Raw genomic sequence first — 25,423 nt, 5'->3', positions numbered from 1 at the left:
GGGTGACAAAAAAAACCGCCAACCAACAAAACGGGAATGGATGACCCCGCCCGCGCACCCAGTTCCCTTCCCCCCCCAGGCCAAAAACCCACTTTTTCCCGGCCCCCGGCGACGGTCACATCAGCACCGAAATCGTAGTCAGGGAACCGCGTTGGCAGCGTCGATGATGAAACGTGCGACGTCGCCGGGATGGGTGTGCATGATGAGGTGCGGGCCTGGCAACTCGATTACCTCGAGTGCTGAGGCTCGTTCGAGGCCGAAACGCACAACATCCGGGTTCACGATGTGGTCGGCGGTAGCGACGATGCCCCAAGTCGGACGTGAGCGCCAGGCAGCGTGTGCAGCCCTCTCGTCGAGCACCGCGGCGTCCAGCGGTCGCTGGGTGACGGCGAAGACGGCAGCTTCGTCGGCGGGGATTCCGAGGGCAGCGAGGAAGGGGAACTCGTCGATGGCGACGGACACCTCGCGCCGAGTCGCGCCGTCTGCGGTGGCGTAGGGCCGGTAATCAAAGAAGTTTGCGGCGTCCGATGCCGGGAAGCGCTGCCGCAGGTCATCTGCGCTCTCATCCACATCGAGGATGAAACCGGCCACGAAGACCAGCCCGCGAACGTTCTCGGCAATCCCTGCGACGGAGGCGACGGTAGCACCGTAGGAGTGGCCGACCAGCAGGACAGGACCCTCGATGTTCTCTACGAACGACCGCACGTACGCGGCATCCGCCGCGAGACTCCGGTTCGAGATGGCGGGAACACGCACCTCGATGCCCGCCCCCATTATCCGCATCGCAACCGGCGACCAGCTCGCCCCATCAGAGAACGCACCGTGCACCATCACAACGGTCGGCTTCTCGCGCATATCCCACTCCTTCAGGCCCCGAGATCTCCGGGTCGCATCCCACGGTAGGAGCGGGGCGCGGGCCCCCGCTCCTACGCGTTGTCGTTACTTGACTGGACGGGTGTCGGAAACCGCATTCGCGTCAAGGAAGACCCGGACGACATCGTTGAATGCCTCCGGGTTTTCCAGGAACGGGAAGTGGGAGCTCGCTACATCCCGCGGGAAGATGTGCACGAGCGCTCCAGGTATACGCGATGCGACGTAGCGCTGCGATTCCGGGGAGACGTGGCTACCGTCGCAACCCAGCACGAGGGTGGGCTTGGTGATGGTCGGAAGCAGTTCCCGCCAGTCCTGCGCGCCGTGGTCGAACAGCAGCGGCGCGGCAACACGACGCGGCGTCTGAGCGACCTCCGATGACACAAACGACCAGAGGTCGTCGTCGACGGGCCCCGTGAACATGCTCCGCACGAAAGCACGCACCGCCGCTTCCCCACCAGCATCATCAGCGATGGCATTGGCGAGCGCGCCGAGCCCGTCCGGCGGCAGGATGCAGCCCGCGGACTGCTGCTCTTGCGGACTCATCCACAGTTGCGCGACGACCGCGGCTGGTTGGTCCACCATCACGATGCTGCGTACTCTGCTGTCTCCGAAAAGTTCGAGGTAGGACCAGATGACGGAGACGCCCATCGACCAGCCGAGGAGGTCGACGGTCGGGATGTCGAGTTCGTCGAGGATGTCTCGGAGGTCGGCCGCGAGACGGGCGATACGGTGCCCGCGCCAGGGCTTCTCTGACCTTCCATGTCCACGCGCGTCATAGGTGATGACGCGGCGCTCGGTGAGTCCTTCACGCTGGTGCCGGAACATCTCCTGCGATTGCGACCACCCGTGAAGCATCAGGAGCGGGACGCCGTTCCCACCCGTGTCGTACAGCTCCAGGGTCACACCGTCGCTGGTCTGAACTTGCCGGCTGCGTGCCCTCATTGGATGTGACCTGCGTTCTCCCAGTAGGACGCAAGTTTCAAGCCGAGGTGCAGTGCGCTGCGTTTCATTCCGTCATCCATCGCGTCTTTCACCACTTGAGGCATGTTTTCCAACCGGTAGTAGAGCGTCGTGCGGTGGATATGCAGTTCCTCGCAGACGACCTTGATTTGGTGTGCATGGTCGAGGAGCGTCTCGATGGTCTGGCGACGCAGCGGGTCTGCGTCGTGGATCAGTGTGTACGCGGCCGGCGAGTACCACTGGAGCCGGCTCGGGTCTGAGACGACGTCGGCGATGAGCAACCAGGGGCCGATGTCTTCGGCCCGCAGGCTCTTTCCCAGGTCAGGAAGGAGCTCAGCGACTGCCGCTGTCGCGACCGCTCGCTCAGCGACCGGCCGTACGTCGATGTCCGTCTCGGTCAGGTGAGCGGACCCGATTGCTCGCAGGAGCACACCGGCTCGCGCGGCCTCGGCCGTGATGAGCTCGTCCGTTCGCGCATTCTCATTCGAGCGTTCCAGGAACAGCAGGGCAGCTCCGATCTCACCCATGAACATGAGGGTGGCTTTGGCCACACTCTCCAGGGCTCGTCCGAGTGAAGCGCGCTGCACGACGGACGTATCGTGCCCGACGGACACGGCACGAACGACCGTTGCCGAGCTGCGCGATACCCCGTGAGTGCGGACAGCAGTGCTCAGCGCATCCCGCCTGGCAACCGGATCCGCGGCAAGAAGCCCGCGAATGACCATTTCGCGCGTGGATCGTCCCGGTGTATCGTCCTGCGCGGCCGCGAGATATTCACGTGCGATATCCACCGCTGCGTCAATGGCGCGGAACTGCGCGGATGTCAGCGGCGCGAGTCCGCCCGTGATCAGCCACATGACGCCGAGCAGCGCGTCGTCGGAGCGAATCGGAACGGCCAGGCGTTCGCGTGCACCGAACTGGTCGAGGTTTACGGTCTGGGGCCGTTTGGCAGAGGACAGATGAATGCTCTCCAGGTACGCGCGCTCGCGCGGAGGCGTCGCGCGTCCGAGAAGCCCGCGAGCACGGAGTTCGTCGATCTCCTCTCCCTGCGCGCTGGAGACCATCGGGCGGTACTGGGCGTCGTTGATGACGACGGATCGGCCGAGGTCTTCTGCAAGGTCGTCCGCGAGTGTCTGCAGGCTCATACGCTTCGGACCCTTGCGACGCCGCGCCTAGCGCTCTGACGATGCATGATGATGCTTCCTTTCTCGGGCCATAATCTCGCCCTCGGCTTTAGCGTAGGAACGACGTGTCGTCGGCGAAGAGGCCCAAGTTGTACCACCCAGGACGCGGCGACGGCATCAACGGTAGGCAGGGATGGGAGCGTTCACATCCCCTCTTCGAGATATCCACATCACCTCGAAACGAACGTGCAACGTCGCTTCGGGATAATGGGGGGATGCACGACCGACACTCCGGCTACGCCGTTGCGTCAGACCGCGCCTTCTTGGCCGGTTCTTCCATCGCGTCTAGTACTCCGCTTCGCGGACGTGGTGACGTCACCTCGTCCCTCGTGGAGTCGGTCAACCGCTCAGTCTCTGGCGCGCCCGCACCCGTGCTCGTTCGTGGACGCGCAGGTATGGGAAAGACTCGACTTCTCGCGGAGGTTCTTGCCTTTGCCGAGCGGCAGGGATGGGCCACCCTCACCATCACCCCAGACGTTGACTCCGGGGCAGTTCCGCTGGGGGCGCTGACCGAAGCGATGCTGCGTGGTGCACCGCCCCTGGCGTCGGAGGAGGACCTGCGACCGCTCCTCGGTGCGGGGGAACCGCAGTATTGGATCACGCGCCTTCTGACAGACAGATTGGAGGCTGCGGCGACGACGATGGGAGGCGCGGTCGTCGTCATCGATGACCTGCAGTGGTTGGATGCCGCGTCGGTCGGAATCCTCCTGCGGTCAGCGGCTGCGCTCTCGGATCAGCCCGTCGCCTGGGTGCTTGCAAGCCGCTCTGGGCAGTTCCGGGCGGCGCACGCTCGAGTCGCCGATTATGTCGAGCGCACCGGCACGGTGCTCGACCTCGAGCCCGTCGCCGCCGACGCTGCACTCGAGATCGCTGCAGACCTCGCCGGCGCCACCCTCGGCCCCAAGCTCGAGGCAGCCCTCGAGCGAACCTCACACATCCCGCTACTCGTCGTCGAGCTCGTGCGCGGGCTCCAAGAAGAGGCGCTCCTCCAAGCTCATGACGGGGTCGTGGATGCTATCGGCTCTGCTGTTCCTTCCAGGTTCGGGGCGGCGTCGCGACAGCGCGTCACCCATCTATCCGACAACGCTCTGACATTCGCCCAGGTCGCAAGCCTGTTCGGCAGACGATTCCGACTCACCGATGTTCTGGCAGCAACCGACACTACCGCCGTTGCCTCGATGCCCATCGTGCGGGAATTGCTGGGTGCGGACTTTTTGACCGAAGACGGGTCGACGCTCGCCTTCGTGCACGACACGATCCGAGAAGCCGTCGAGGCAACGATCCCTGCATCCGTCCGCAAAGCCATGCTGCGGGAGGTAGCCCAGCTTCGTCTCGCCTCCGGTGAACCGGCATCCGCCGTGGCCGCGGCGCTCGTGGAGGCCGCGGAACCCGGCGACCAGCAGTCGTTTGCTCTGATCCGTGACGCCGCGCAGCAGTTGGCAGCCTCCGACACCTCGCAAGCTGCGGACCTCGCGGCGGCAGCCTTGCGCCTCGCGAACAACGTTCCTGCGTTGGCGGAAGCCAGCACCGAACTTCTGCCGTACCTCTGGGCTGACGGACGCCACGCCCAAGCGGATGACGCAACTCAAGCACTCACGCCCTATCTCTCGCCGGAGTCCCGCGCGCGCGTCCTTCTCGGTGCTGCCCGTCGCCAGACTGAATCCTCGTTCGACCAAGCCATCGCGACCTGCGATGAGGCGCTCGCACTCGCGGGCATCGAACGCTCGACGCGCGCTGACCTACTTGCAGTGCGCGCGTTGAACTGCGCGAACAAGGCCGACTTCGTCGAGCTGACCCGCACTCTCGCGCTCGCGCGGGAGGTCGCCGACCCCGATGTCGACCATGAGGCACTGGCCACGGTCGACGCGACCGAGTCCGTGTTCGCGTTCAACAGCAATCGGTTCGACGATGCAGTCACTCTCATGCAGGCGGCGTCGAAGCGTGCTGCTCTCGCCGGCCTGGACCTGGCGCGATGGGTGCCGGAAGGGTTGTGGGATGCGTTCCTCCACAACTCCAAGGGCGACGTCCAGCACGCCCTGGAGTTGGTGGACGAAGGGCTGCGCTCCGCGCTCGCGTCCAAGGCCGCTGTCGCCGAGGCCTACTGGATGATGGTTCGCGCGCGCGTCCTACATGACCTGGGCCGGCTGGACGAGGCGATGCTACAGGCCGAGTCGGTGCTTGCCCTTGCCGGCGAACTGGGCCTCGGCGATTTCGCGAACGCGACCGCTGGCATCGTCCTGTTTCGGATCGCCCTCCGCACCGGGGACACGTCTCTCCGTCAACAGTCGGAGCCCATCGTCGAGGCTCTCGCTTCCGGAGGTGGTGTCGTACGGGCGGGGCAGTGGATGCTCGTGCTGCGAGCCCTCAATGACGGAAACATCGATGAGGCGGTGACGCACAGTGCGCTGGCGCGTGAATCGCTTCACGATCCAATTCCCGCGATGACAACGCCCTCCGACTTCGCGGACGATCTCCTCCTGATGGAGGTCGCGATCCGTTCCAATGATGACGAACTCGCTCAGAACGTTATCTCGCGAGCCCGCATACGATACGACCACAATCCGAGAAGTGCATACTGCCGGGCGATCCTTCAGGCCGCTGAAGGCTGTCGTAGCCGGGATCCGCACTTGCTGTCCGAGGCCGCCGATGCACTTCGGCAGTTGGACCGTCCTCTCATCCTCGCTCTTGTCCTCGAGTTCGTAGCCGCCGCGGAGACCGCGGATGAGCGGGCGGTGTCAGCGCTGAGCGAAGCTCTCGGCATCTACGAGAACGCGAGCGCGCACCGCGACGTCAACCGTGTGCTGCAAGCACTTCGGCATCATGGCGTTCGCCGTCGCGCGCATGCACAGGGCGATCCCCAGATGCTCTCGCCACGTGAGCAGCAAGTACTCGAACGTGTCGCCGCCGGAGCTACAACGCAGCAGATCGCAGATGCGCTTTTCATGTCGCCCCACACGGTCGTATCCCACATTCGCCATATCTATGCGAAATCGGGAGTCAACTCCCGAAAGGGTCTGCGCGAATGGCATAAGAACCGAGCGTCGCGCTCGGTTACAACTCACGCGTGAATCTGATTCCATGCACTGATCTGGGCGCCCGCAAGGCGGAAGCTTGCGAAACCCATCACCTCGACGGTGGACGTGCCCGGCAGTCGCAGGCGCAGGCGCTGCTCGGTGAGCACTGTGTCGCCGCACACAGCGACAGACTCGAGGTCTGTAGTCCACTGGTCGAAGCTCTCGTGGAGGTCGGCGATCATCCGGGTGACCGCAGACCGCCCCCACACGCTCTTGCTCGCAGATGGTCGATACACGACGTCTTCGGTGAGGAACGGGTGCAGCTCCGCGTGAGCGCGGTCGTTGAGGAGCGCGACAAAGTCACGCACGATGAGCTCCCGTTCGAGTTGTTGGATGCCGGTGAGTGCCTCGCGGCCGATTGCGTCCATGGTGTCTCCATTCAGGTCGTGTGGCACTCAAGGTATTGCGAGTCGCAACCGGGGCTTTGCGACGTCCGTTCAGTCCGCGATGGACAGTTCGTGCACGTCCCCGGTTCCGGAGGTGCAAGCCGTATAGCCGTCGCATGCACCCTCGTCACCTGTCGGAGGTGGATCCGCTCAACCACCGTCAAGCTGGTGCCGTCAGACGAACGCGAGAGCGAGCGAGTACGAAATGACCAGCGCTAAGACCGGACCGACACAGGCGCCCGGCGCACCCCTCACTGCGAACGCGGTGTTCCTGGTCATGACCATCGCGCCGGACGGCATCGATGCTGTGCGCGGCGTTCTCGCCGACCTTTCGGACTCGATGAAAGCCATCACCTTCCGATTTCCCGATGCATCGCTAACGTGCACCGTCGGTGTCGGTAGTGACATCTGGGCATCGCTCATGCACAGTGACCCTCCCGCGCAGCTTCGGCCTTTCACCCCCGTCGTCGGCGCGGTGCACACGGCCCCCGCGACCGAAGGCGACCTGCTCTTCCACATCCGCGCCGAGCGTGCCGACGTCTGCTTCTTCTTCGAGAAGCGGCTGTTAAGCGACCTCGGGTCTGCAGTGCAGGTCATCGATGAGACCGTGGGCTTCCGCTCCTTCGACCGCCGCGACCTACTGGGATTCGTCGATGGAACGGCGAACCCTGTCGGACCGGAAGTCGACGAGGCAGTGCTCGTAGGCGACGAGGACCCCGCCCACGCCGGCGGTACCTACGTCGTCACCCAGAAGTACGTGCACGCGATGGCATCCTGGGACGCTCTTCCCGTCGACACTCAGGAGCGAATCCTCGGCCGCACGAAGCTCGACGGCATCGAACTGGATGACTCCCCCACCGGGCAGCAGTCGCACAAGTCGCTAGCGACCATCGAGGACGAGCAGGGAGTTGAGCACGACATCGTCCGTGACAACATGCCGTTCGGTAGTCCGGGCGCCGGCGAGTTCGGCACCTACTTCCTCGGCTACTCCCGCGACCTGTGGGTGATTCAGCGCATGCTCGAGAGGATGTTCATCGGAGAGCCGGTGGGGATGCACGACCGGCTACTGGACTTCTCCACCGCACTGACCGGTTCGGTGTTCTTCGCGCCGGCTGCCGCGGAACTCGACGCACTCGGCGCTGAGTGAGCGCGACTCTCTGGCGGCAACTGTTCGAGCTTCGCCCGGCGACGCGTCAGTGGCCCGGCGCGGTGCAAGCTGCGACCGCCATCACCATTCCGCCTCTGGTCGGATTGCTCGTCGGCGAACCACGCTGGGGATCGGTCGCCTCCATCGGCGCCCTCATCGTTCTGCACCTTCCGGATCGGTCACGCAGAGAACGCGCAGCCGCGTTTCCTGTCATCGCAGCCGCGCTGCTCGTGGCCGCGAGTATCGGCGCCGCTCTCGGTACGGCGCTGCTCCCCGGCCTCATCGCCATGTCCGTCATCGCCATCGGAGGGTCGTTCCTCTCGCAGGCGCTGGCAGTCGGCCCGCCCGGCGCACTGTTCCTTGTCCTCATCACAGGCTCCGCCGGTCAGCTCGTCGCGCCCGCCGCCAAGGGCGGAGCCGGAATGAGCTATCTCGAGGTCATCGCTTCCCTCGCCGGCGGTGCGATTGTCGGCTACATCGCCGTGGTGCTACCCCTCGTGGTGCCGAGCATCCGGGCCAGTGACCGGGAGGTCTTCGCGCGACGAACCCCTTGGCGTTTCGCGGCGCCCGCATCTGTTCGCGTGGTCGTCGGTCGCATCTCCGTGGCCGCCGTGCTCGCGGTGCCGGTAAGCGCGTTCCTCGGTCTGCATCACGCGGCGTGGGTGATGCTGGCGTGCCTTGGCATCCTGCAGAAGGATGCGGATGTTCACTCCGCGATCCTCCGGGGCGTGCAACGCATTATCGGCACCGGGCTTGCAATCCTCCTCGTCATCGCGCTCGCCCTCATCGAACCGCAGGGGTTCGCGCGCATTGCGTGGGCTGCGGCGCTGATCTTCGCTTTCGAGCTCCTGCTGCGACGCAACCTGACGTGGGCTCTGGCCGCTGTCACCCCGATGGCGGTGCTCCTTGCCTCCGCGGCCGGCCAGCCCATCGGCGAGGTCGCAGACGAACGTGTCGTTGACACCTTCGCGGGTGCAGCCATCGCGGCAATCGTCCTCCTCGGAGCCGTCCTGGTCGAGCGGAAGCACAGCCGTCCCGGTTCGACACATGTCGGATGACCTTCGAACGCTCGGCCTATGGAGCTTCCTCCGCGCGAGAGCACAGTGAGAGTACTCAAACAAGGAGCCGACCATGCCAGAGATCCTGCAACCCGGCGAACGCGCACCACACTTCACGCTTCGGGTTACCGCCGACCAGTCACTGAGATCAGAGGAGCTTCTCGGCAGTCCGGTGGTCCTCGCTTTCTATCCCGCGGACTGGAGTCCCGTGTGCGGTGACCAGCTGTCAGTCATCAACGAGGCTTTGCCCCTCATCCGCGCCCGGGGCGCACAGGTCATCGCTGTGTCCGTCGACAACGTCTGGTCGCATGAAGCATTCACGTCGGCCCATTCGCTGCACTTCCCTCTGCTCAGTGACTTCGAACCGAAAGGTGCGGTCGCTCGTCTCTTCGGCGCGTACGACGACACAGTCGGCGAAGCCCGTCGAGCCCTGTTCGTCATCGACTCCGCTGGCGTCATCGCCTGGAGCTACCTCGCACCTGTCGCCGTCAACCCTGGCGTCGACGGCGTTCTCGACGCCCTCGACGCTCTGACCCACAACTGAAAGGAAAGGATCATGTCCTCACTTCGCGTTCCCGTCTCCCCAGAAGACCACACCTCAGGTCCCGCCGACGCGGCGGTGGTCCTCGTTGAATACGGCGACTACCAGTGCCCGTACTGCGGCGCCGCCTACCCCGTCGTCAAGGAACTCCTCGCGGCTTACGAGGGGCAGGTCCGCTTCGTCTTCCGGAACTTCCCTCTCGCCGAGGTGCACGCCGAAGCTGTCGACGCGGCATTCGTCGCCGAGTTCGCGGCCGGGCACGGGAAGTTCTGGGAAGCACACGATCTGCTGTTCGAACACCAGCAGCAGCTCGGCCCCGACCTCTACGCCACGATCTGCGAGCGTCTTAGCCTGCCGCTAGACGAGCTCCGAACGGCCGTGACCGAAGGTCGCTACCTCGCCCGAATCCGTGCCGACGAGGAAGGTGGGATCCGCAGTGGGGTGAACGGGACGCCCACCTTCTTCCTCAACGGCCGCCGCCTCGACAGCGGCACCGAGGGCCTCGCCGAGGCTCTGGCAGGAGTGATTCGTCGCGCCGTGTGAGCCGTAGCGACGACAAAGGGCCGCCGGGATGTACCCGGCGGCCCTTTGCCGTTCAGCGGGCGATGCGGCGCATCCGGAGCGCAGCGACCACTGTTACGACGCCCACCAGGACGACGAACACGAGCAGCACCGTGATTTGCGGCAATACGGTCAGCGCGCCTCCGATGGCAAGCACGGGAATCGCTAGTCCGCAGTAGGCGACGAGGAACATGGCGGCGAGCGTCTCGCCTCGGCGCCCCGGCTCAGCGATCTCCGACGCCGTGGCCAGCGCGCACTTGAACAGCGCACCGACGCCGGCGCCACCGATGATCCCTCCCAGGAGGAACAGGGCCAAAGACGGGACCAATGCCCCACCGGCGATGGCGAGGAGACCGACTCCACATGCGACCGCAGCGAACAGCAGTTGGGTACGGCGCGCTACCCGAGCCAGAAGCACCTGAGCGGCGGCCGCTGACCCGAACACCAGGAAAACTGTGATGCCGGCCATCAGGTGGCCGTCTTCGTCGAAGATGCCGACGAGGATCGACGGCGCGAGAGACGTGAACAGCCCGAAGAGCGCGAACCCGGCGAACGCAGCAAACGCAGCAGCAACGAAGTGACCCCGGGACGCCGCAGGCACCGCAACCTTCTGCGGGCGGTACTTGCGCGGCGTCGGGGTGACGGTTTCGGGGACGAGCGCGACAGCGATAGCCAGGAGGATGAGGGCGACCGCGAACACGGTGTGCGGTAGGTGCAGTGGTTCGGGGAGGAAGTCCGCGAACAACCCGCCTATGAGTGGCCCGAGCGCGAGACCGCCGAGGTTCGCACCGCCAGCGACGGACGCCGCAACGATGGCGTTCTCATCTGGTCTTGCCCGTGCTCTCAGCTCACCGAGGTGCGCGGTCGCGGTCGCCGTGAGTACGCCGATGCTGACGCCGTTGACCACGCGGGCGACCAACAGGCCCGGTACATCGGTGAACACCATGAACAGCACCGCGGACAACGCGGAGATGAGGATGGCGATGACCAGCATCCGACGCCTACCCATCCAGTCGCTGACATGGCCCAGGAGAAAGAGGCTCGCGACGACACCCACTGCGTAAGCGGCGAACACCACAGTCACCACCGAAACGGGGAACTCGTCGAGCTGCTGATAAAGCGGGTAAAGCGGCGTGGGGACGGTGGAGTACGCCATCACCAGGAGAAACGCGATAGCCACCACCCAGAACGGCGTCGTGTGTCGATTGGTTGCCGTGGATGGCGTGGTCTTCATGATGCTCTTTCTCAATGAGTTCAGCAGAAAGCGACGCGGCGCCGGGGCTGTGAACTCCCGGCGCCGCTCATCCCCGCGCACGATGCGGGGGTGGGTTCCTCTGCTCAGCGCAGAGGAGTGATGCCCTGCGAACCGCGCGGGAACGTCGCGAGCACGGCAGGGTCGATGTTCAGATGAGCGGACACGAGCTGCGGCGGTACGTGCGACAGCCAGTTCGCGAGCGAGATCTCCTCGTACTTGTCGGTGCGGAACACCTCGAGGAACTGCAGTACGTCATCACCGGTGTTCTCGATGTAGTGCCCATAGTTCTTGCGCACCACCCCCACGTCGCCGGCACGGAAGTCGGTCGTGTTCGCGTGCGGTCCGGTGTTGAACACCGTCATGCGGGCGGAGCCTCGGAGGTAGTACTGCCATTCATCGGCGTTCGGGTGCCAGTGAAGCTCCCGCATCGACCCCGGCTCCACCGTCACAAGCGCCGCTGCGACCGTGTTCGAGTAGGCGTAGTTCGTGGAGTCGGCGATCTGGATCGATCCGCCCGAGTTCTGGTGGAGCGGCTTCGAACGTGAGAGCCGGAAGATCACGGGCTCCATGCCCCATTCGACGCCGGCGGCGGCCTGGTCGACTTCGATCCCCGGCGGCTCGTCGCCGGGGAATATCCAGAGGTTGTGCAGGGGGATGTCGGAGAACACTTCCTGCGCGACGCCGAAGTTCTTTGCCAGCACCTCCGGAGGGGTGTGAGCGAACCAGTCCGTGAGCAGCAGCGTGTTCGACTCGGACTGGTCGCCGTCGTCGAAGGCGAGCACGAACTCGGCGCCGTCCGGGCCGAGGCCCTGGAGGGAGTGCGGGGTACCGGCCGGGAAGAACCACAGGTCGCCCTCCTCCACGTCCTCGACTGCCGGGAGGCCGGAGCGGCTGAGCGTGGTCACGCGGGCTTTGCCGCGGGTCATGACGGCCCATTCGGCGGTCTGGTGCCAGTGGAGTTCGCGGATGCCCCCGGGCTCGAGGTACATGTTGACGCCGGCGATCTCGTCGGAGATGTGGAAGTCCTGCTTCGTCAGCTCTCGGGCCCAGCCGCCGCGCTGCACGCGACGGGGCGAGATGTTGAACGACGACCAGAAGAACGGCTGCGTGCTGATGTCGGTCGCCGGCGCGTGCATCTGGTTCGGGAACTGGGACTCGATGGCCTCGTTCTGCGGGCCGGTCATCGTGTTGCTCTGCGGGCGGTCGGCGATGTTGACCTCGCCCTCCTGCGGAAGGTCAGGGTTACCCAGAGTGGGGACTTCGTGTCCCACCGGGACGTTCTCGGACGAACTCATGTCGTGCTCCTTCGTGATGATTCCGAACGGTACTCAGGAGTCTGACGACGTTCCGCTCGACGAAATAGAGATGGCTGACGAACTCACACTCGACACTCGTCGGACGCCCGCGAGGCACTCGGCCGATTGGCTGAGACGGTCGCCTAGGAGGATTCATGTCGTCGGCCCAGACCACCACCGCTCGCCCATTCCCGCTACTCGAGACCGTGTGGGCCTCGGTGTCGCTCGCGTTCGTCTCCGGGCTCCTCGACGCCTGGACGTTCGGGCAACTCGGAACGTTCGCCACCGTGCAGTCCGGCAACCTCATCTCCCTCGGCTACTTCGCCGCGGACGGCAATCTCGAACGTGCCCTCCTCGCCGCGAGCTCAGTCCTCGTCTTCGCGCTCGGAGCCTTCGTCTGTAGCATCCTGATCCTCTGGCTCGCCCGGCGCGGGAAGTCGTACTCAGCGCCCATCCTCCTCGGCGAGATCGTGGTCATCCTGGTTCTCGCCGTGCTCAGCGTCAGCCGAGTCATCGAACCGATGTGGATCGCCTGGGCCATCAGTTTCCTTGCCGGCGTGCAGGGCAACGCGTTCCACCGCGAGACCGGCATGCTGTACGGCAACATCGCCGTCACCTCCGTCATCCAGATGGCCGCCAGCCTTTTCGGACGAGCAGTCGGAAGGCGCATTGCCGACGACGGCGAACGCCACCTTCGACCAGCCGGCGCATACCTCGCAGTGCTCGTGGGGTTCGCTGCGGGCGGCGGACTCGGTTTCAGCCTGAACCTGGTCTGGGAGGGGCTTTCCCTCACCTTGGCCGCGGTTGTGCTGCTCGCTTTGTGGATCGCCGCAGTGCACACCCGGTCGAACGTCGACCCGGCACAGAATGCGCCGACGCCTTAGCGACGCCGAAGCGCGCGGCTACGCTGACGTGCATGCTACCCACCGCCACCGCACTGTCGTTCTCCGGGAAGAGCACCCTCGCCCTAGAACTGCGTTCACGCCTCAACGCTGAGGTACTCAGCCTCGATGTCGTCAACGCCGAGCGCGGCCTCTACGGCGGGCAGGGCATATCGGGCGAGGAATGGCAGGAAACGCATCAGATCGCCCAGGCTCGCGCTCCGCAGGCTCTCACGCAAGGTCGCAGCGTCATCATCGACGACACCGCTTCCCACCGGTTCCTGCGTGACGCCTGGCGAGAGGTCGCGGCGCAGGGCCAAGCCCGGTTCCGTATCGTCTGGTTGGACATCGACCCGGTAACTCAGCACGAGCGGCTGCATACGAACCGCGCCGCTCCCTCCCGCCACGATGTCGTGGACCGTGTCCTGGCCGAGCACCGTGCGAGCTTCGAGCCACCGCTGGACGAGAACGCGATCCGTGTCGACGCCCGGAACGCGCACGAGCGGAAGACCATCGACGATCTGGTTCACTCCCTGCACACTCATGCGGATCCCCAGGCGTAAGACAGCGCCAGCCCGGCGGCAGCCGCGAGCAGGGCCGCCGCGAGCATCCCGCCCGCGTATGCGAGTGCAAGTGCGGACCGACGACGTCCGAACAGCTCCGCGGCTTGAACGCTCGCCGTGCTAAACGTTGTGTAGCCGCCCAGGAAGCCCGCGCCGAGGATGAGCGCCCACGAAGACGAGAGGCTGTGCGCGTCCGCGAAGCCGGTGACCAGGCCTAGCGCGAATGATCCACTGACGTTAATGACGACGGTACCACAGGGGAACGGGCCACCCACTCGACGGGTGATGCGCGTATCGAGGGCGTATCGGGCCACCGCACCGGCACCGCCGGCGAGAGATGCGAGAAGGGCGACGAGCGGCGTCATGCGTGAACCTTGCGACGCGCGATTCGTTCAGCGGCGAAGGCGCCCGCGACACCGAGGGCCACAGTGGGAATCGTGTAAAGAACGCCGAGCAACAGGTGCTCCGAGAGAATCAGTCCGTCTGAGCCAACAGCGAATGTGCTGTAGGTCGTGTATCCGCCAAGAAGGCCGGTCCCCAGTAGGAGCCGCAGTCGCCCCGCTCGCGGTCCGCTTGTCAAACCATAGAGCGCGCCCAGCAGTGCTGCACCGGTGAGGTTGATGACGAACGTTGCCCAGGGGAAGGCGGAGCCGCTCATCCACCAGTGCACGAGAGCAATCCGGATACCGGCGCCCACAGCACCTCCCACGAACACGAGGGCGTAAGGCGTGAGCTTCCTCGTCGAGTGCATGGCTACCTCCTTCGCGCTCGAACGTATCGGCGCACCAGGGGGACCAACCCCGACGCTTGTCGAACGTCGTGTCGACACCCGTTCTGACTGCATGGTGTCGATTGAGGACTCGACAACCGTCTGAGTTGTGCCCGGGTTCAGAAACCTACGTTGGTTTCACTAAGACCAATGAAAGTGAGCCGATATGTCCTCGCACCTGGGTGAAAACCACCGCATCACACTTCGCCAGATCACCGAACACCCGACGAGCAACAACGTCGAGTGGCACGATGTCCTGTCGCTTCTTCGCGCTGTCGGGGACGTGACCGTCGAGCACAACAGCAAGGTCAAGATCAAGGTCGGCGCCGAGACCATCGTCGTATCACCGCCGCGACAGAAGACCATCGACGAAGACCTTCTCGTCGAGCTCCGCCACCTTCTCCGCGCCGCAGACTATGCACCCGCCAACTGACCAGGATCGCAAGCGACATGAAGACTTCCGCCTCTCCCGCCGCTAACCTCACCGGTTCCGTCGACCAGCGTCTCTGGCAGCTGTCCACCACTCCCAAGTCCGCGCAGACCGCGGGGTGGCTTCGCCAGCAGCTCGATTCCGCGCTCGAAGCGTGGGCCAAAGACCGCACGACCCTCGACATCGACCTCGAGGGTCGCGAGGATTTCTGACGGGCACGCAGCGCAAGATGCTCCGAAGCATGGCTGAGCGCGTTCAGACTGTCTCTTTCGAAGTGAACTACTGCCCACGCCTGTTGCCGTCGAAGACCGGGCCGCCGCGGGGTTGCTCGGTCCGTCGCGACGAGCGGATCGCACTCGTCCGGGTTCGTGCGTCGTGCGTCCCAGTCAAGAAGCAACAGTGATCCGCCAGCCGAGGGCCGGCTCGGCCAGACCCACGACCCCCCATACGGAGCCAGCAGAAATTTCGTCACCGTTGAGTTACCGCTCACCGCTCAATCACAACAGCGAAGGCCCCGCATCCCAGAGTTTTCAGGGGAGGCGGGGCCTTCGTGGTGGCGGTGACGGTGGGATTTGAACCCAGATCGCATCAGCCCCGTCGAGCGGCCCGCGCGGCGTCGCATCGGAACTCCTCCGAAATCTGCACCACGAATGCACCACGCCCAACCCTTGATACGGAAAAACCCCCGATTTCTCGGGGGCTTCCATGGCGGTGACGGTGGGATTTGAACCCACGGTAGGGGGTTACCCTACACAACTTTTCGAGAGTTGCACCTTCGGCCGCTCGGACACGTCACCGCGGATCAGTTTACGACAGACGGGGCGGCCGCGCGAATCGAGCGGTCACCAGGCCGCGGCGACCGCGGCGTGCGTGCGGAGGATGCCCTCGGTCGAGCCGGCGGGGGCGCGACCGATGCCGCACTCGGTGGCGACGCCGAACGCCGGCACGTACGGGGCCGCTGCGGCGATCCGTCGACGGGCGCCCTCCTCGCCGTCCTCCCGGTGCACGAGGCCGAGGTACAGCTCGCCCACGGGCTCGAGCTGTGCGAGCGGGGCGAAGTAGGCCGCGTCGTCGTGGGCGATCGGCACCGGGAGGTGCAGCCACGTGAGCGGTCGGGAGCTCGCGGCGGCCACGGCGTTCGCGTAGCGCACGAGGTTCCCGGCGTCGGACGGCTCGAAGAAGTGCTTCTCCCCCGCGTCGCCGTAGCAGAGGTGCACCCCCACCTCGACGTCGGCGGGCACCGCGTCGACGAGGGCGGCGAGGCGCGACACCAGCCCGTCGAACGGGTCGCCCGGCCACCACGCCTCCATGACCGCGCCGTAGCCCGACGCGCGTTCGATGATGCCCATCTCGCTGGCCACGTCCCACTGCACGGCGAGGTCGTGGTGCGGGATCCCGGCGAGGATCTCATCGAGCTCGCGCAGGATGGCCGCGGTGTACACCGGCTCGATCGCCGCGCGGTCGTCGCCGTGGAAGAACGAGGAGATCACGGCGAGCGGCGTGGGCAGCGACACCTGGAACCGGGTGCCCGGCGCCACGGCACCCTCCTCGCGGAGCCGGGTGAACAGGGCATACGACTCGAGAGCCGCCTCGGCATACCCGAGCGGGGGCAGCTCGATGCGCGCGGGGTCGACGCCCTCGGCGAGGCGGAGCCCCCGCGCGTCGATGCCGGCCGGGAACGGGATGGGCTCGTCGCCGATCCGCTCGATGCCGTCGGCCCGGCCGATCACGTCGGGCTGGAACATGATCCAGTGGAACCGCTTGCCGACCTCGCCGTCGGGGAGGCGGCGCAGGCGGTCGCCCAGCAGCTCCGCCGCCGTGCGCATCGTGGTCTCGGCGTCGTCGTAGTTCACACTGCCCACGAGAAGGGCACCCTGGGGCTGCGTCATCGCCCCAGGATATCGGTGGGGTGCGGCGCGACCGCCCGCGCCTTTTACCCGGTCGTGGCGCCCGGCACCTCCGCACCAGCCGGTTAGGATTGCCTAAGAACCCGCCGTCTTGGGGTGGCATCGACGGGAAGGACAGCAGCATGGCATTCATCACCTCGGAGGCTCTCGCCGACACCGGCTACGTCGTCCTCGACGACGACACGAGCCCCATCGATCCCGCCGAGTGGCGCGACCTGGAGTACGTCGGCTGGCGCTCGTCCGGCATCACCCGCTTCGCCCCGCTCACCAGCTACGCGGGCGACATCGACTGCAACGGCTTCTGGAACCGCACGCCTCCCCGCACCGACAAGGACGGCGTGTGGATCGACGCGCAGGTCGCGATCGCGCCGACGCTGCAGAGCCGGGCGCTGGAGCCGGGCGCGGGCATCGGCCGGTGCCGCGTGATCGAGCTGCAGCCCAACGACTACGCCGACGCGATCTACAACCTGCACCAGGACGACAACAACCGGCTCAACGAACCGGGCACGGGCTGGGTGGTGCGCGGCTACGTCAACCTCACCGACGACACGGAGTCGATGCTCATCCTCCGCTCCGACCGCTTCGACCCCGCGACCGAGGTGCGTCTGCCCCTGCACGCCGGCTCCCGCATCGTGATCGACACGCAGCGGTTCTGGCACGCCGTGTGGCACCGCGGCACGGCCCCGCGGTACGCCCTCATCACGTCGTGGACCAGCGGCCCCGAGCTCGACGCCTACATCGCCGCGCACCACGGAGACCCGCACCCGCCCACCGTCGAGCTCGACCCGCGCCTGGTCGAGGCCGCGCAGGTGGAGATGCACCGCCGCATCGAGGAGCGCCGCCGCGCGTTCGAGGCGCAGGGCATCGTGATGGAGCCGCCCGTCGACATGAGCGTCTGACCTCGATGTCCCGCCGCCGCGCCGCTACGCTCGCCTCATGATCACCGCCGCCGTGCTCACCGTGTCCGACCGCTCCGCCGCCGGAACGCGCATCGACGAGGCCGGACCGCTCGCGGTGACAGCCCTTCGCGACGCCGGCTACCGCTGTGACAAGCCGACCGTGGTGCCCGACGGCGCCGAGTCCGTGGAACAGGCGCTGCGCGCTCTCCTCACCCGCGGAGCCCGGCTGATCGTCACCACCGGCGGCACCGGAGTCGCCCCGCGCGACGCGACCCCGGAGGGCACCGCCCGCGTGCTCAACGTCGAGCTGCCCGGCATCGCCGAAGAACTGCGGCGCCGGGGCGCGGCCGCACTCCCCACCGCCCTGCTCGGCCGCGGTCTCGCGGGGATCGCGGGCGGCGCGCTCATCGTCAACCTTCCCGGCTCCCCCGGTGGTGTGCGCGACGGCATGCCCGTGATCCTGTCGGTCGCCGCGCACGTGATCGCCCAGCTCGACGGCGAGGACCACGCATGACGGTCGCCCTGGCCGCGATCAGCGCGGAACCGCTGTCGCTCGACGCGCACCTCGCCGTAGTGGACCACCCCGGGGCAGGAGCGGTCACGACGTTCCTCGGCCGCGTGCGCGACCACGACCCGGACGCGCACGGCGAGGTCGTGGCCCTCGAGTACACCGCGCACCCCGACGCCGAGCGCATCCTCGGCGCCATCGCCGCCCACGCCGTCTCGATCGGGGAGACCGGGGAGGCCGTCGTGGCGGTGAGCCACCGCGTCGGGCGGCTTCCCGTCGGCTCCGCGGCCGTCGTGATCGCCGTCTCCGCCGCCCACCGCGACGAGGCGTTCGCCGTGTGTCGCGAGACCATCGAGGCCATCAAGCGCGACCTGCCCGTCTGGAAGCGTCAGGTCGAGGCCGACGGCACCACGGCGTGGAAGGGCCTCGGCGGCTGACGATCCCGCCGCACGGTCGCGGCGGTCACCCTCCGGCGAACGGCGGCAGCACGTCGACCGTTCCCTCTCCGGCGAGCGCGAATCCGTCGTCCGCCCTGACCCCGTCCACCAGCAGGGCGCAGCGGTCGAGGATGCCCGCGAGCGCCGGGTGCGCGTGGATCAGCGCGACGCGCAGCGCCCCGACGGTGTCGGCCGCCGTGGTCTCCTCCTCGACACCCGCGGCGTCCTGGGCGGCGGCGAAGTAGCGGACGGTGGGCATCAGCCGCGCGTCCCGTGTGCGTTCGCGAGCTCGACGACCGCGGCGACCGTCGCGCGCACGTCATCGGGCGATCCGCCCGCCCGTCCGGCGACCAGTCCGGCCACGAAGGCACTGAGCGGGGCGGCCGGGCGGGCGACGCCGTTGGCCACGTCGCGCGCCAGGTCGAGGATCAGCGCGGTCGGGATGTCCTCCGCCCCGAGGTCGAAGCGTGCCCGCAGCTCGGCGGCCCATGCGTCCAGCGCCTCCGGCGGCAGCGTGCGGTGCGTCTCGGTCATCGGGTCTCCTCCTCTTCGCCCCCGGCCCGAGCCAGGTCGGCGGGTTCGTCGATGTCGGCGGTGATGCCATCCTCGTCGTCGAGCCGTGCGAGGGCGAGCCCTCCGAGCAGTCCGCGCATCGACGATCCGCTGGCGGAGGAAAGCCCGACCAGCGCCGCCCGCACCGCGGCCGTGCGATACAGCCCGGCGAGCCACTGCGGATGCCCGCCCGCCGTGAACACCCACCCGTCCCCGCTCTCCCCGTCGTCCGCACTCTCGAGCCGCGCGGACGTGAGGCGGGCGACCACGCGATCCGGGTGCACCAGGTCGCCGGCGAGCACGTAGACCCACTCCTCGGCGATCCCCGGCACGGCCGCCGCGACTCCGGCCGCCGGCCCGCCGAGCGGCGGATCCTCGCGCACCCAGCGCACCTCCGCCGCCGCATCCAGCACCGGCCCCACCGCATACACCGGCGCCGCACCGGCACGGTCCAGCGCGCGCAGCGTCCGAGCCAGCAGTGTCTCGCCGCCGATCTTCAGCAGCGGCTTCACCGCACCACCCATCCGCCGCCCCCGACCGCCCACGAGCACGATCCCGGCGGCCGACGGCACCCCGGCGGTCACTCCTCCGGCCTCCGCCACGAGCCGCTGCGGCCGCCCTCCTTGGCGGTGATGCGCACGTGCTCGATCGACGCGGAACGGTCCACGCCCTTGATCATGTCGACCACGGCCAGCGCGGCGACCGAGACCGCCGTCAGCGCCTCCATCTCCACACCCGTGCGGTCGGCGGTGCGGACGGTCGCCGTGATGCGCACGCCCTCGTCGACGATGTCGAGGTCGACCACCGCCCCGTGCACGCCGATCACGTGCGCGAGCGGCAGCAGCTCCGGCGTGCGCTTGGCGGCCTGGATGCCGGCGATGCGGGCCACCGCGAGCACGTCGCCCTTCGGTACCTCACCGTCGCGCAGCAGCGTCACGGTCTCGGGCGCGCAGCGCACCAGGCCGGCCGCGGACGCCGCGCGCACGGTGGGCTGCTTGTCGGTCACGTCGACCATGCGCGCGTGCCCCGCGGAGTCCAGGTGGGTGAACGTCATGTCAGCTCCATCACATCGACGAGGTCCCCGACCGACACCCGATCGACGTCGGCGGGAACGATGGCGTAGGCGGTGGCGGCGCCGAGGCCGACCGCGAGGTGGGAGCCCGAACCTCCCCGGGTCGCGGGACGCACCCGGCCCTCGGCATCGAGCACGGCGGGCAGGTACTGGCGTCGGCCGGGCGGCGTCCGCCACTCCGCTCCGGCGGGGGTTCTGCGCACGGGCCGGTGGATCATGCTCCGCCCCTGCAGCCGCAGCAGCGCGGGCCGCACGAAGACCTCGAACGAGACGGCGGCGCTCACGGGGTTGCCCGGCAGCCCGAACAGCAGCGTGCCACGCGTGGTCACCCCGAACCCCTGCGGTTTGCCCGGCTGCATCGCCACCCGGACGAACTCCATCGCGGCACCCAGGCTCTGGCGCACGGGCTCGTACGCGCCCGCACTGACCCCGCCGGAGAAGATGACGGCGTCCGCTCCGAGGTCTTCGGCCCGGGCCACCGCAGACGCAGGCCCGCCCGGCTCGTCGCCGACCACCTCGCGCAGGATCACCTCCGCCCCGGCCTCGACGGCCAGTTCCGCGAGCAGCAGGCCGTTCGACTCCGGGATCTGGCCGCGGCGCAGCGGCTCCCCCGGCGCCACGAGCTCCGCCCCCGTGGAAACGACCGCGACCCGGGGGCGCGGAGCCACGGCGACCCGGTCGATACCGACCGACGCCAGCGCGGCGAGCTGCCGGGCGCCGAGCAGCGCGCCCGCGGCGAGCGCGAGACTTCCCGCCGCGGCGTCCTCACCCGCGCGACGGACGTGAGCACCCGCCTGTCGCGGAGCACTCCGGACCACGACCTCGTCGAGCGAGTCCGCCAGGCCGCCGACCGTGTCCTCGAAGGGCACGACCGTATCGGCGTCGGAGGGCAGCGGGGCCCCGGTCATGATGCGGACGGCGGATCCGGGCGGAAGCTCCGGGTCGTCGCCACTCCCCGCGGGCACATCCGCCACGACCCGCAGCGTCACGGGGCGGGTGACGGACGCGCCCGTCACCTCGGTGAAGCGCACCGCGAACCCGTCCATGGCCGAGTTGTCGAACGCGGGGACGGCGTTGCGCGCGCGTGCGGGCTCCGCGAGCGTCGAGCCCGCGGCGTCGGAGAGCCGCCGCTCCACCGGCGGACGTGGCTCGACCGCCGCGAGCACGAGCGCCAGCTGCTCCTCGACGCCGCGCAGGCCGCTCATCGCGCGCCCCACGCATCCATGCCGCCCGCGAGCACCACGGCATCCGCACCCGCGGCCCGCAGCGCGGCGGCAGCCCGAGCGGCACGCATACCGGCCTGGCACACGACGACGATGCGATCGTCCGCCGCGAACTCGTGCGGGCGGGCGAGCACCTCGCCGAGCGGGGTGTGCCGCGCGCCGGGGATCATGCCCGTCGCGACCTCCGCGGCCTCGCGCACGTCGAGCACCACGGCCCCCGCGTCGACCTCGGCGGCGAGCGCCGCAGGGGCGATGTGCGGCGGGACGGCAGGCGCGGAAGCGGGCGTGGCGTCCTCGCGTCCGGGCCCCGCGGCTCCGCGAGAGCCCGCGGGCCGCTGAGCACCCGCGGTCACGCCGGTCGCAGAGCCGTCGGCGGGCGGGACCGTCCCGCGACCCCGCAGCGGCACCTCGCTCATCCGGCCGCGCAGCGCGTCGATCAGCAGCACCCGCCCGAGCAGGGGATCGCCGATGCCCGCGACGAGCTTGATCGCCTCCATCGCCAGCACGGATCCGACCTGCAGGCACAGCGCCCCGAGCACCCCGACGGCGGCGCACGACGGCAGCTCGCCGACCTCCTCCGGCGGGTACAGGTCGGCCAACACCACGGGGGCGACGTCGGCGGGTGGGTCCGACCAGAACACGGTGACCTGCGCGGCGAACTCCTGCACCACGCCCCACACGAGGGGAACGCCGAGGCGCTCGCACGCGGAGGCCACGAGCGCGCGGGTCTCGAAGGTGTCGGAGCCGTCGATCACGAGGTCGGCTCCGGCCAGGAGCTCCTCCGCGTTCTGCGCGGTGAGGCGGCGGCGCACGGGGCGGACGGTCGTCTCCGGGGACAGCTCGGCGGCGACCCGCACGGCGCTGTCCGCCTTGGGCGCCCCCACGTCGACGATCCGGTGCAGCACCTGACGCTGCAGGTTGGACAGCTCCACCACGTCGTCGTCGATCACCGTGAGCGTGCCGATCCCCGCCGCCGCGAGCGCCAGCACGACGGGCGACCCGAGTCCGCCTGCTCCCACGACGGCGATGTGCGCTGCCGCGAGCCGGCGCTGCCCGAGCTCGCCGAGGCCGGCCAGCACCAGGTGCCGCGCGGTCCTCGCGGCCTCGACAGGACGGAGCTCCGCGACGGGCTCGACCAGCGGAGGCAGGGGCATGGGCTCAGGCTACCCCGCGTCCTCCGACGGGCGGGCGGGGTTCACCCGGGGGAATTGTCCGGAGCGGTCGAGCGCCCTGCACCGTCGCCTCCGATCCGCACTTGCGGACTTTCTCCGGCGAAACCGCTGGATTTGCGGATCACACCGCTCTAGGCTCTCGGCCATGGTCAGCTATCGGATCGCGGAGGCCGCACGGCTGCTCGGCGTGAGCGACGACACGGTGCGCCGGTGGATCGACCAGGGGGCGCTCCCCGTGACCGACGACAGCCCCGCGCGCATTCCCGGCGACGCCCTCGCCCGCCACGCCGTCGACCTCGCCGCCACCCCGCCGACGCCGGGCGACGTGCTGTCCAGCGCCCGCAACCGGTTCACGGGCCTGGTGACCCGCGTGCAGATCGACGGCGTCATGGCCCAGGTCGACATCCAGGCCGGTCCGCACCGCATCGTCTCCCTGCTGTCCGCCGAGGCCGCCACCGAGCTCGACCTGCAGCCCGGCTCGCTCGCGGTCGCCGTCATCAAGGCGACCACCGTGATCGTGGAGACTCCCCGATGAGGCGCGCCCCGGTGCTCGCGGCGAGCGCCCTCGCGGTCGCCCTCGCGCTGACCGGCTGCGCCGCCCCGGAGTCGACGTCGCCCTCCCCCACATCGGCGGACGAGCTCACCGGCGAGGTCACCGTGTTCGCCGCCGCGTCGCTCCGCGCCGCGTTCGACGAGATCGCCGACGCCTTCCACGACGCGCACCCCGCCGTCACGGTCGCCCCCATCGTCTACGACGGGTCGAGCGTGCTGGTGACACAGCTCGCGGAGGGCGCGCACGCCGATGTCCTGGCCACCGCCGACGAGCGCACGATGAAGGAGGTCGTGGACGCCGGACTCGTCTCCGATCCGCGGCTCTTCGCCACCAACACCCTCGTCGTCGCCATGCCGGCGGGAAACCCCGGCGACGTCTCCGGCGTCGAAGATCTGGCCGACGTCACCACCGTGCTCTGCGCGCCCGAGGTGCCGTGCGGAGCGGCCTCGCAGACACTGCTCGACGCGGCCGGCGTGACCGTGAGACCGGCCAGTCTCGAGCAGAACGTCACGGGAGTGCTGCAGAAGATCCTCGCGGGTGAGGCGGACGCGGGCCTGGTCTACGCGACCGACGTGATCGGAGAGGACGTCGAGAGCTTCTCGCCGCCGGGCGCGGAGAAGGCGTTGAACCGCTACCCGATCGTCGCACTCGGCGACGCCACCGCCGCGGGTGTCGCGTTCGCCGATTTCGTCCTCGGGCCAGAGGGACGACGGGTCCTCGCCGATCACGGGTTCGGCGCCCCGTGACCTTGGCATCATGACGCCCCTGCGCCGCGCGGACACCGGAGCCGCACCACCGTTCCTCGTCATCGCGCCCGCCGTGCTCGGCGTGCTCCTGCTGGCCCTGCCCCTGATCGCCCTGCTCGCTCGCGCCTCCTGGGAAACGCTGTGGGCCGACATCACCTCGCCCGTCGCGGTCGACGCCCTGCGTCTGTCGCTTGTGACCGGGCTCGCCGCCACCACGCTGTGCCTCGTCCTGGGGCTCCCGCTCGCGCTGCTCATCGCCCGCTCCGGTCAGCGCACCTCCGCGATCCTGCGTGCCGTCGTCGCAGTGCCGCTCGTGCTGCCCCCGATGGTCGGCGGGGTGGCGCTGCTGTTCCTGCTGGGTCGCACGAGCCCACTCGGCCGTCTCGTCGCGGACTGGTTCGGCACCGGCATCCCGTTCACACCGGCCGCGGTCGTGCTCGCCCAGGCGTTCGTCGCGCTGCCGTTCCTCGTGCTCGCGGTCGAGGGCACCATCCGCAGCACCGGCAGCCGCTACGAACGCACGGCCGCGACCCTCGGTGCCTCCCCCGCCGTGGTGCTGTGGCGGGTGACGCTGCCCCTTGCGACGCCCGGCATCGTCGCCGGCGTGATCCTGTGCTTCGCGCGGGCCATCGGCGAGTTCGGGGCGACCGCCCTGTTCGCCGGCAATGCCCCCGGGGTCACGCAGACCATGCCGCTCGCGATCTACACCGCGTTCAACGGCGCGGGGACCGGCCGGGAGACCGCCGTCGCCCTGTCGATCCTGCTGCTGGGCTGCGCGGTCCTCGTGCTGCTGCTCGTGCGGGCCTGGCGGCCGGGAGCCGTGCGATGACCGCGGGCGCGTACACGGGGCGGCTCGACGCGCGGGTCGTGGTCCATCGCGCCCATCTCGACGTCGCGCTCGGTGTCGCTGCGGGCGAGTGCGTGGCGATCATGGGTCCGAGCGGCGCCGGCAAGACCACGATCCTCTCCGCGATCGCCGGTCTCCTCCGTATCGACGACGGTCACGTCGATCTCGACGGCGCACGCCTCTCGGGTGCCGCGCCCCGCGCGGCTCGTGCCGTGCACGTGCCGCCGTCCCGTCGAGCCATCGGGCTCCTCGGGCAGGACGCACTGCTGTTCCCGCACCTGACCGCGGCGGAAAACATCGCCTTCGCCGCCCGCGCCGCCGGCTCGAACCGGACGGCCGCCCGCGAGACCGCCGACGCCTGGATGACGCGCATTGGCCTTGACGGACTCGGCCCCCGGCGCCCCCACGAACTCTCCGGAGGTCAGCGCCAGCGTGTCGCCCTCGCCAGGGCTCTGGCGGCCCGCCCCCGGCTGCTGCTGCTGGACGAGCCGTTCACGTCGCTCGACGTGGAGGCCGCGGCCCAGCTGCGC

The 25,423-nt window shown here is 68.6% G+C and carries 30 protein-coding genes, 1 tRNA gene and 1 pseudogene; 16 read left to right on the top strand and 16 right to left on the bottom strand.

Annotated elements, in window-relative coordinates; all coding sequences use genetic code 11:
• Window positions 1-138: 138 nt before the first annotated feature.
• The 3 genes from ACWGQ1_RS07210 to ACWGQ1_RS07200 form a co-directional block, all read right to left on the bottom strand.
• A complete protein-coding gene (locus tag ACWGQ1_RS07210) occupies window positions 139-855 on the bottom strand; it encodes an alpha/beta fold hydrolase (protein WP_452312636.1) in 717 nt (238 codons plus the stop codon).
• 84 nt (window positions 856-939) lie between these two features.
• Complete coding sequence (locus ACWGQ1_RS07205; RefSeq protein WP_452312635.1) at window positions 940-1,776, bottom strand: alpha/beta fold hydrolase; 837 nt, start codon at window positions 1,774-1,776, stop codon at window positions 940-942.
• Between the two features lie 35 nt (window positions 1,777-1,811).
• Entirely contained in the window at window positions 1,812-2,978 is a 1,167-nt protein-coding gene (locus ACWGQ1_RS07200) for a helix-turn-helix domain-containing protein (protein ID WP_452312634.1), read from the bottom strand.
• Between the two features lie 254 nt (window positions 2,979-3,232).
• Here ACWGQ1_RS07200 and ACWGQ1_RS07195 point away from each other — a divergent pair, with 254 nt between their 5' ends.
• A complete protein-coding gene (locus ACWGQ1_RS07195) occupies window positions 3,233-6,085 on the top strand; it encodes an AAA family ATPase (RefSeq protein WP_452312633.1) in 2,853 nt (950 codons plus the stop codon).
• On the opposite strand, the gene ACWGQ1_RS07190 is transcribed toward ACWGQ1_RS07195, so the two are convergent.
• Window positions 6,076-6,459 (bottom strand): nuclear transport factor 2 family protein, encoded by a 384-nt coding sequence (locus ACWGQ1_RS07190; RefSeq protein ID WP_452312632.1) that lies wholly within the window; start codon window positions 6,457-6,459, stop codon window positions 6,076-6,078. The two genes, ACWGQ1_RS07195 and ACWGQ1_RS07190, sit on opposite strands and share 10 nt — an antisense overlap.
• Window positions 6,460-6,682: 223 nt before the next feature.
• Here ACWGQ1_RS07190 and ACWGQ1_RS07185 point away from each other — a divergent pair, with 223 nt between their 5' ends.
• The 4 genes from ACWGQ1_RS07185 to ACWGQ1_RS07170 all read left to right on the top strand — a co-directional run bounded on the left by ACWGQ1_RS07185 (window position 6,683) and on the right by ACWGQ1_RS07170 (window position 9,766).
• Complete coding sequence (locus tag ACWGQ1_RS07185; RefSeq protein ID WP_452312631.1) at window positions 6,683-7,624, top strand: Dyp-type peroxidase; 942 nt, start codon at window positions 6,683-6,685, stop codon at window positions 7,622-7,624.
• Window positions 7,621-8,682 (top strand): FUSC family protein, encoded by a 1,062-nt coding sequence (locus ACWGQ1_RS07180; RefSeq protein ID WP_452312630.1) that lies wholly within the window; start codon window positions 7,621-7,623, stop codon window positions 8,680-8,682. Before ACWGQ1_RS07185 ends, ACWGQ1_RS07180 begins: the two co-directional genes overlap by 4 nt.
• Before the next feature lie 73 nt (window positions 8,683-8,755).
• Window positions 8,756-9,226: a redoxin domain-containing protein gene (locus tag ACWGQ1_RS07175; RefSeq protein ID WP_452312629.1), complete on the top strand. Its 471-nt coding sequence runs from the start codon at window positions 8,756-8,758 to the stop codon at window positions 9,224-9,226.
• Window positions 9,227-9,238: 12 nt separating this feature from the next.
• Window positions 9,239-9,766: a thioredoxin domain-containing protein gene (locus ACWGQ1_RS07170; protein ID WP_452312628.1), complete on the top strand. Its 528-nt coding sequence runs from the start codon at window positions 9,239-9,241 to the stop codon at window positions 9,764-9,766.
• Window positions 9,767-9,818: 52 nt separating this feature from the next.
• On the opposite strand, the gene ACWGQ1_RS07165 is transcribed toward ACWGQ1_RS07170, so the two are convergent.
• Complete coding sequence (locus tag ACWGQ1_RS07165) at window positions 9,819-11,018, bottom strand: MFS transporter (RefSeq protein WP_452312627.1); 1,200 nt, start codon at window positions 11,016-11,018, stop codon at window positions 9,819-9,821.
• 104 nt (window positions 11,019-11,122) lie between these two features.
• The gene (locus tag ACWGQ1_RS07160; protein ID WP_452312626.1) at window positions 11,123-12,334 is read right to left on the bottom strand and encodes a cupin domain-containing protein; all 1,212 of its coding nucleotides are present in this window, start codon (window positions 12,332-12,334) and stop codon (window positions 11,123-11,125) included.
• A 155-nt stretch (window positions 12,335-12,489) separates the two neighbouring features.
• Between ACWGQ1_RS07160 and ACWGQ1_RS07155 the strand changes: the two genes are divergently transcribed.
• Together ACWGQ1_RS07155 and ACWGQ1_RS07150 are read left to right on the top strand one after the other, a co-directional pair.
• Complete coding sequence (locus tag ACWGQ1_RS07155; RefSeq protein WP_452312625.1) at window positions 12,490-13,218, top strand: DUF1275 family protein; 729 nt, start codon at window positions 12,490-12,492, stop codon at window positions 13,216-13,218.
• A 32-nt stretch (window positions 13,219-13,250) separates the two neighbouring features.
• Window positions 13,251-13,778: an AAA family ATPase gene (locus ACWGQ1_RS07150; RefSeq protein ID WP_452312624.1), complete on the top strand. Its 528-nt coding sequence runs from the start codon at window positions 13,251-13,253 to the stop codon at window positions 13,776-13,778.
• On the opposite strand, the gene ACWGQ1_RS07145 is transcribed toward ACWGQ1_RS07150, so the two are convergent.
• Together ACWGQ1_RS07145 and ACWGQ1_RS07140 are read right to left on the bottom strand one after the other, a co-directional pair.
• Window positions 13,757-14,143, bottom strand: coding sequence for a CrcB family protein (locus tag ACWGQ1_RS07145; protein ID WP_452312623.1), 387 nt, complete (start codon window positions 14,141-14,143; stop codon window positions 13,757-13,759). The two genes, ACWGQ1_RS07150 and ACWGQ1_RS07145, sit on opposite strands and share 22 nt — an antisense overlap.
• A complete protein-coding gene (locus ACWGQ1_RS07140; RefSeq protein ID WP_452312622.1) occupies window positions 14,140-14,529 on the bottom strand; it encodes a CrcB family protein in 390 nt (129 codons plus the stop codon). Before ACWGQ1_RS07140 ends, ACWGQ1_RS07145 begins: the two co-directional genes overlap by 4 nt.
• Before the next feature lie 184 nt (window positions 14,530-14,713).
• Here ACWGQ1_RS07140 and ACWGQ1_RS07135 point away from each other — a divergent pair, with 184 nt between their 5' ends.
• Together ACWGQ1_RS07135 and ACWGQ1_RS07130 are read left to right on the top strand one after the other, a co-directional pair.
• A complete protein-coding gene (locus ACWGQ1_RS07135) occupies window positions 14,714-14,980 on the top strand; it encodes a hypothetical protein (RefSeq protein WP_452312621.1) in 267 nt (88 codons plus the stop codon).
• A gap of 17 nt (window positions 14,981-14,997) precedes the next feature.
• The gene (locus ACWGQ1_RS07130; protein WP_452312620.1) at window positions 14,998-15,189 is read left to right on the top strand and encodes a hypothetical protein; all 192 of its coding nucleotides are present in this window, start codon (window positions 14,998-15,000) and stop codon (window positions 15,187-15,189) included.
• A 494-nt stretch (window positions 15,190-15,683) separates the two neighbouring features.
• Here ACWGQ1_RS07130 and ACWGQ1_RS07125 read toward each other — a convergent pair.
• Together ACWGQ1_RS07125 and ACWGQ1_RS07120 are read right to left on the bottom strand one after the other, a co-directional pair.
• A tRNA-Ser gene (locus tag ACWGQ1_RS07125) sits at window positions 15,684-15,774 on the bottom strand.
• A gap of 45 nt (window positions 15,775-15,819) precedes the next feature.
• Complete coding sequence (locus tag ACWGQ1_RS07120; RefSeq protein WP_452312619.1) at window positions 15,820-16,866, bottom strand: hypothetical protein; 1,047 nt, start codon at window positions 16,864-16,866, stop codon at window positions 15,820-15,822.
• A gap of 140 nt (window positions 16,867-17,006) precedes the next feature.
• Between ACWGQ1_RS07120 and ACWGQ1_RS07115 the strand changes: the two genes are divergently transcribed.
• Genes ACWGQ1_RS07115 through ACWGQ1_RS07105 form a run of 3 tightly spaced genes read left to right on the top strand, consistent with a single transcriptional unit; the run spans window position 17,007 to window position 18,728 of the window.
• Window positions 17,007-17,783 carry a hypothetical protein gene (locus ACWGQ1_RS07115; protein WP_136034697.1) on the top strand — a complete coding sequence of 259 codons (777 nt, stop codon included), beginning with the start codon at window positions 17,007-17,009 and terminating at the stop codon, window positions 17,781-17,783.
• Between the two features lie 37 nt (window positions 17,784-17,820).
• Window positions 17,821-18,297, top strand: coding sequence for a molybdopterin-binding protein (locus tag ACWGQ1_RS07110; RefSeq protein ID WP_452312618.1), 477 nt, complete (start codon window positions 17,821-17,823; stop codon window positions 18,295-18,297).
• Entirely contained in the window at window positions 18,294-18,728 is a 435-nt protein-coding gene (locus tag ACWGQ1_RS07105) for a molybdenum cofactor biosynthesis protein MoaE (RefSeq protein ID WP_452312617.1), read from the top strand. The genes ACWGQ1_RS07110 and ACWGQ1_RS07105 overlap by 4 nt, the downstream gene beginning before the upstream one ends.
• Before the next feature lie 25 nt (window positions 18,729-18,753).
• Here the strand turns inward: ACWGQ1_RS07105 and ACWGQ1_RS07100 are convergent, their stop codons facing one another.
• From ACWGQ1_RS07100 to ACWGQ1_RS07075, 6 genes are read right to left on the bottom strand one after another with little or no spacing between them, the layout of a single operon-like run.
• Entirely contained in the window at window positions 18,754-18,987 is a 234-nt protein-coding gene (locus ACWGQ1_RS07100) for a MoaD/ThiS family protein (protein WP_452312616.1), read from the bottom strand.
• Window positions 18,987-19,262 carry a DUF6457 domain-containing protein gene (locus tag ACWGQ1_RS07095; protein WP_452312615.1) on the bottom strand — a complete coding sequence of 92 codons (276 nt, stop codon included), beginning with the start codon at window positions 19,260-19,262 and terminating at the stop codon, window positions 18,987-18,989. The genes ACWGQ1_RS07100 and ACWGQ1_RS07095 overlap by 1 nt, the downstream gene beginning before the upstream one ends.
• Window positions 19,259-19,864 (bottom strand): NTP transferase domain-containing protein, encoded by a 606-nt coding sequence (gene mobA / locus ACWGQ1_RS07090; protein WP_452312614.1) that lies wholly within the window; start codon window positions 19,862-19,864, stop codon window positions 19,259-19,261. The genes ACWGQ1_RS07095 and mobA overlap by 4 nt, the downstream gene beginning before the upstream one ends.
• A complete protein-coding gene (moaC, locus tag ACWGQ1_RS07085) occupies window positions 19,861-20,334 on the bottom strand; it encodes a cyclic pyranopterin monophosphate synthase MoaC (protein WP_136044161.1) in 474 nt (157 codons plus the stop codon). The genes mobA and moaC overlap by 4 nt, the downstream gene beginning before the upstream one ends.
• Window positions 20,331-21,557 (bottom strand): molybdenum cofactor synthesis domain-containing protein, encoded by a 1,227-nt coding sequence (locus ACWGQ1_RS07080; RefSeq protein WP_452312613.1) that lies wholly within the window; start codon window positions 21,555-21,557, stop codon window positions 20,331-20,333. The genes moaC and ACWGQ1_RS07080 overlap by 4 nt, the downstream gene beginning before the upstream one ends.
• On the bottom strand, window positions 21,554-22,729 hold the full coding sequence (locus ACWGQ1_RS07075) for a ThiF family adenylyltransferase (RefSeq protein ID WP_452312612.1): 1,176 nt from the start codon (window positions 22,727-22,729) through the stop codon (window positions 21,554-21,556). The genes ACWGQ1_RS07080 and ACWGQ1_RS07075 overlap by 4 nt, the downstream gene beginning before the upstream one ends.
• 163 nt (window positions 22,730-22,892) lie before the next feature.
• Here ACWGQ1_RS07075 and ACWGQ1_RS07070 point away from each other — a divergent pair, with 163 nt between their 5' ends.
• The 4 genes and pseudogenes from ACWGQ1_RS07070 to ACWGQ1_RS07055 form a co-directional block, all read left to right on the top strand.
• Window positions 22,893-23,282: a TOBE domain-containing protein gene (locus ACWGQ1_RS07070; RefSeq protein ID WP_452312611.1), complete on the top strand. Its 390-nt coding sequence runs from the start codon at window positions 22,893-22,895 to the stop codon at window positions 23,280-23,282.
• Window positions 23,279-24,046, top strand: a complete 768-nt coding sequence (gene modA, locus ACWGQ1_RS07065; RefSeq protein WP_452312610.1) for a molybdate ABC transporter substrate-binding protein — start codon at window positions 23,279-23,281, stop codon at window positions 24,044-24,046. Before ACWGQ1_RS07070 ends, modA begins: the two co-directional genes overlap by 4 nt.
• A 10-nt stretch (window positions 24,047-24,056) precedes the next feature.
• Window positions 24,057-24,875: an ABC transporter permease gene (locus ACWGQ1_RS07060; RefSeq protein WP_452312735.1), complete on the top strand. Its 819-nt coding sequence runs from the start codon at window positions 24,057-24,059 to the stop codon at window positions 24,873-24,875.
• Window positions 24,872-25,400 (top strand): annotated as a pseudogene (locus ACWGQ1_RS07055) (ATP-binding cassette domain-containing protein); the annotation flags it as partial. The gene ACWGQ1_RS07060 and the pseudogene ACWGQ1_RS07055, both read left to right, overlap by 4 nt.
• Window positions 25,401-25,423: the final 23 nt, after the last annotated feature.

Source organism: Microbacterium sp. NPDC055599 (assembly GCF_053618975.1).
This window is presented reverse-complemented; position numbering and strand designations above follow the sequence as displayed.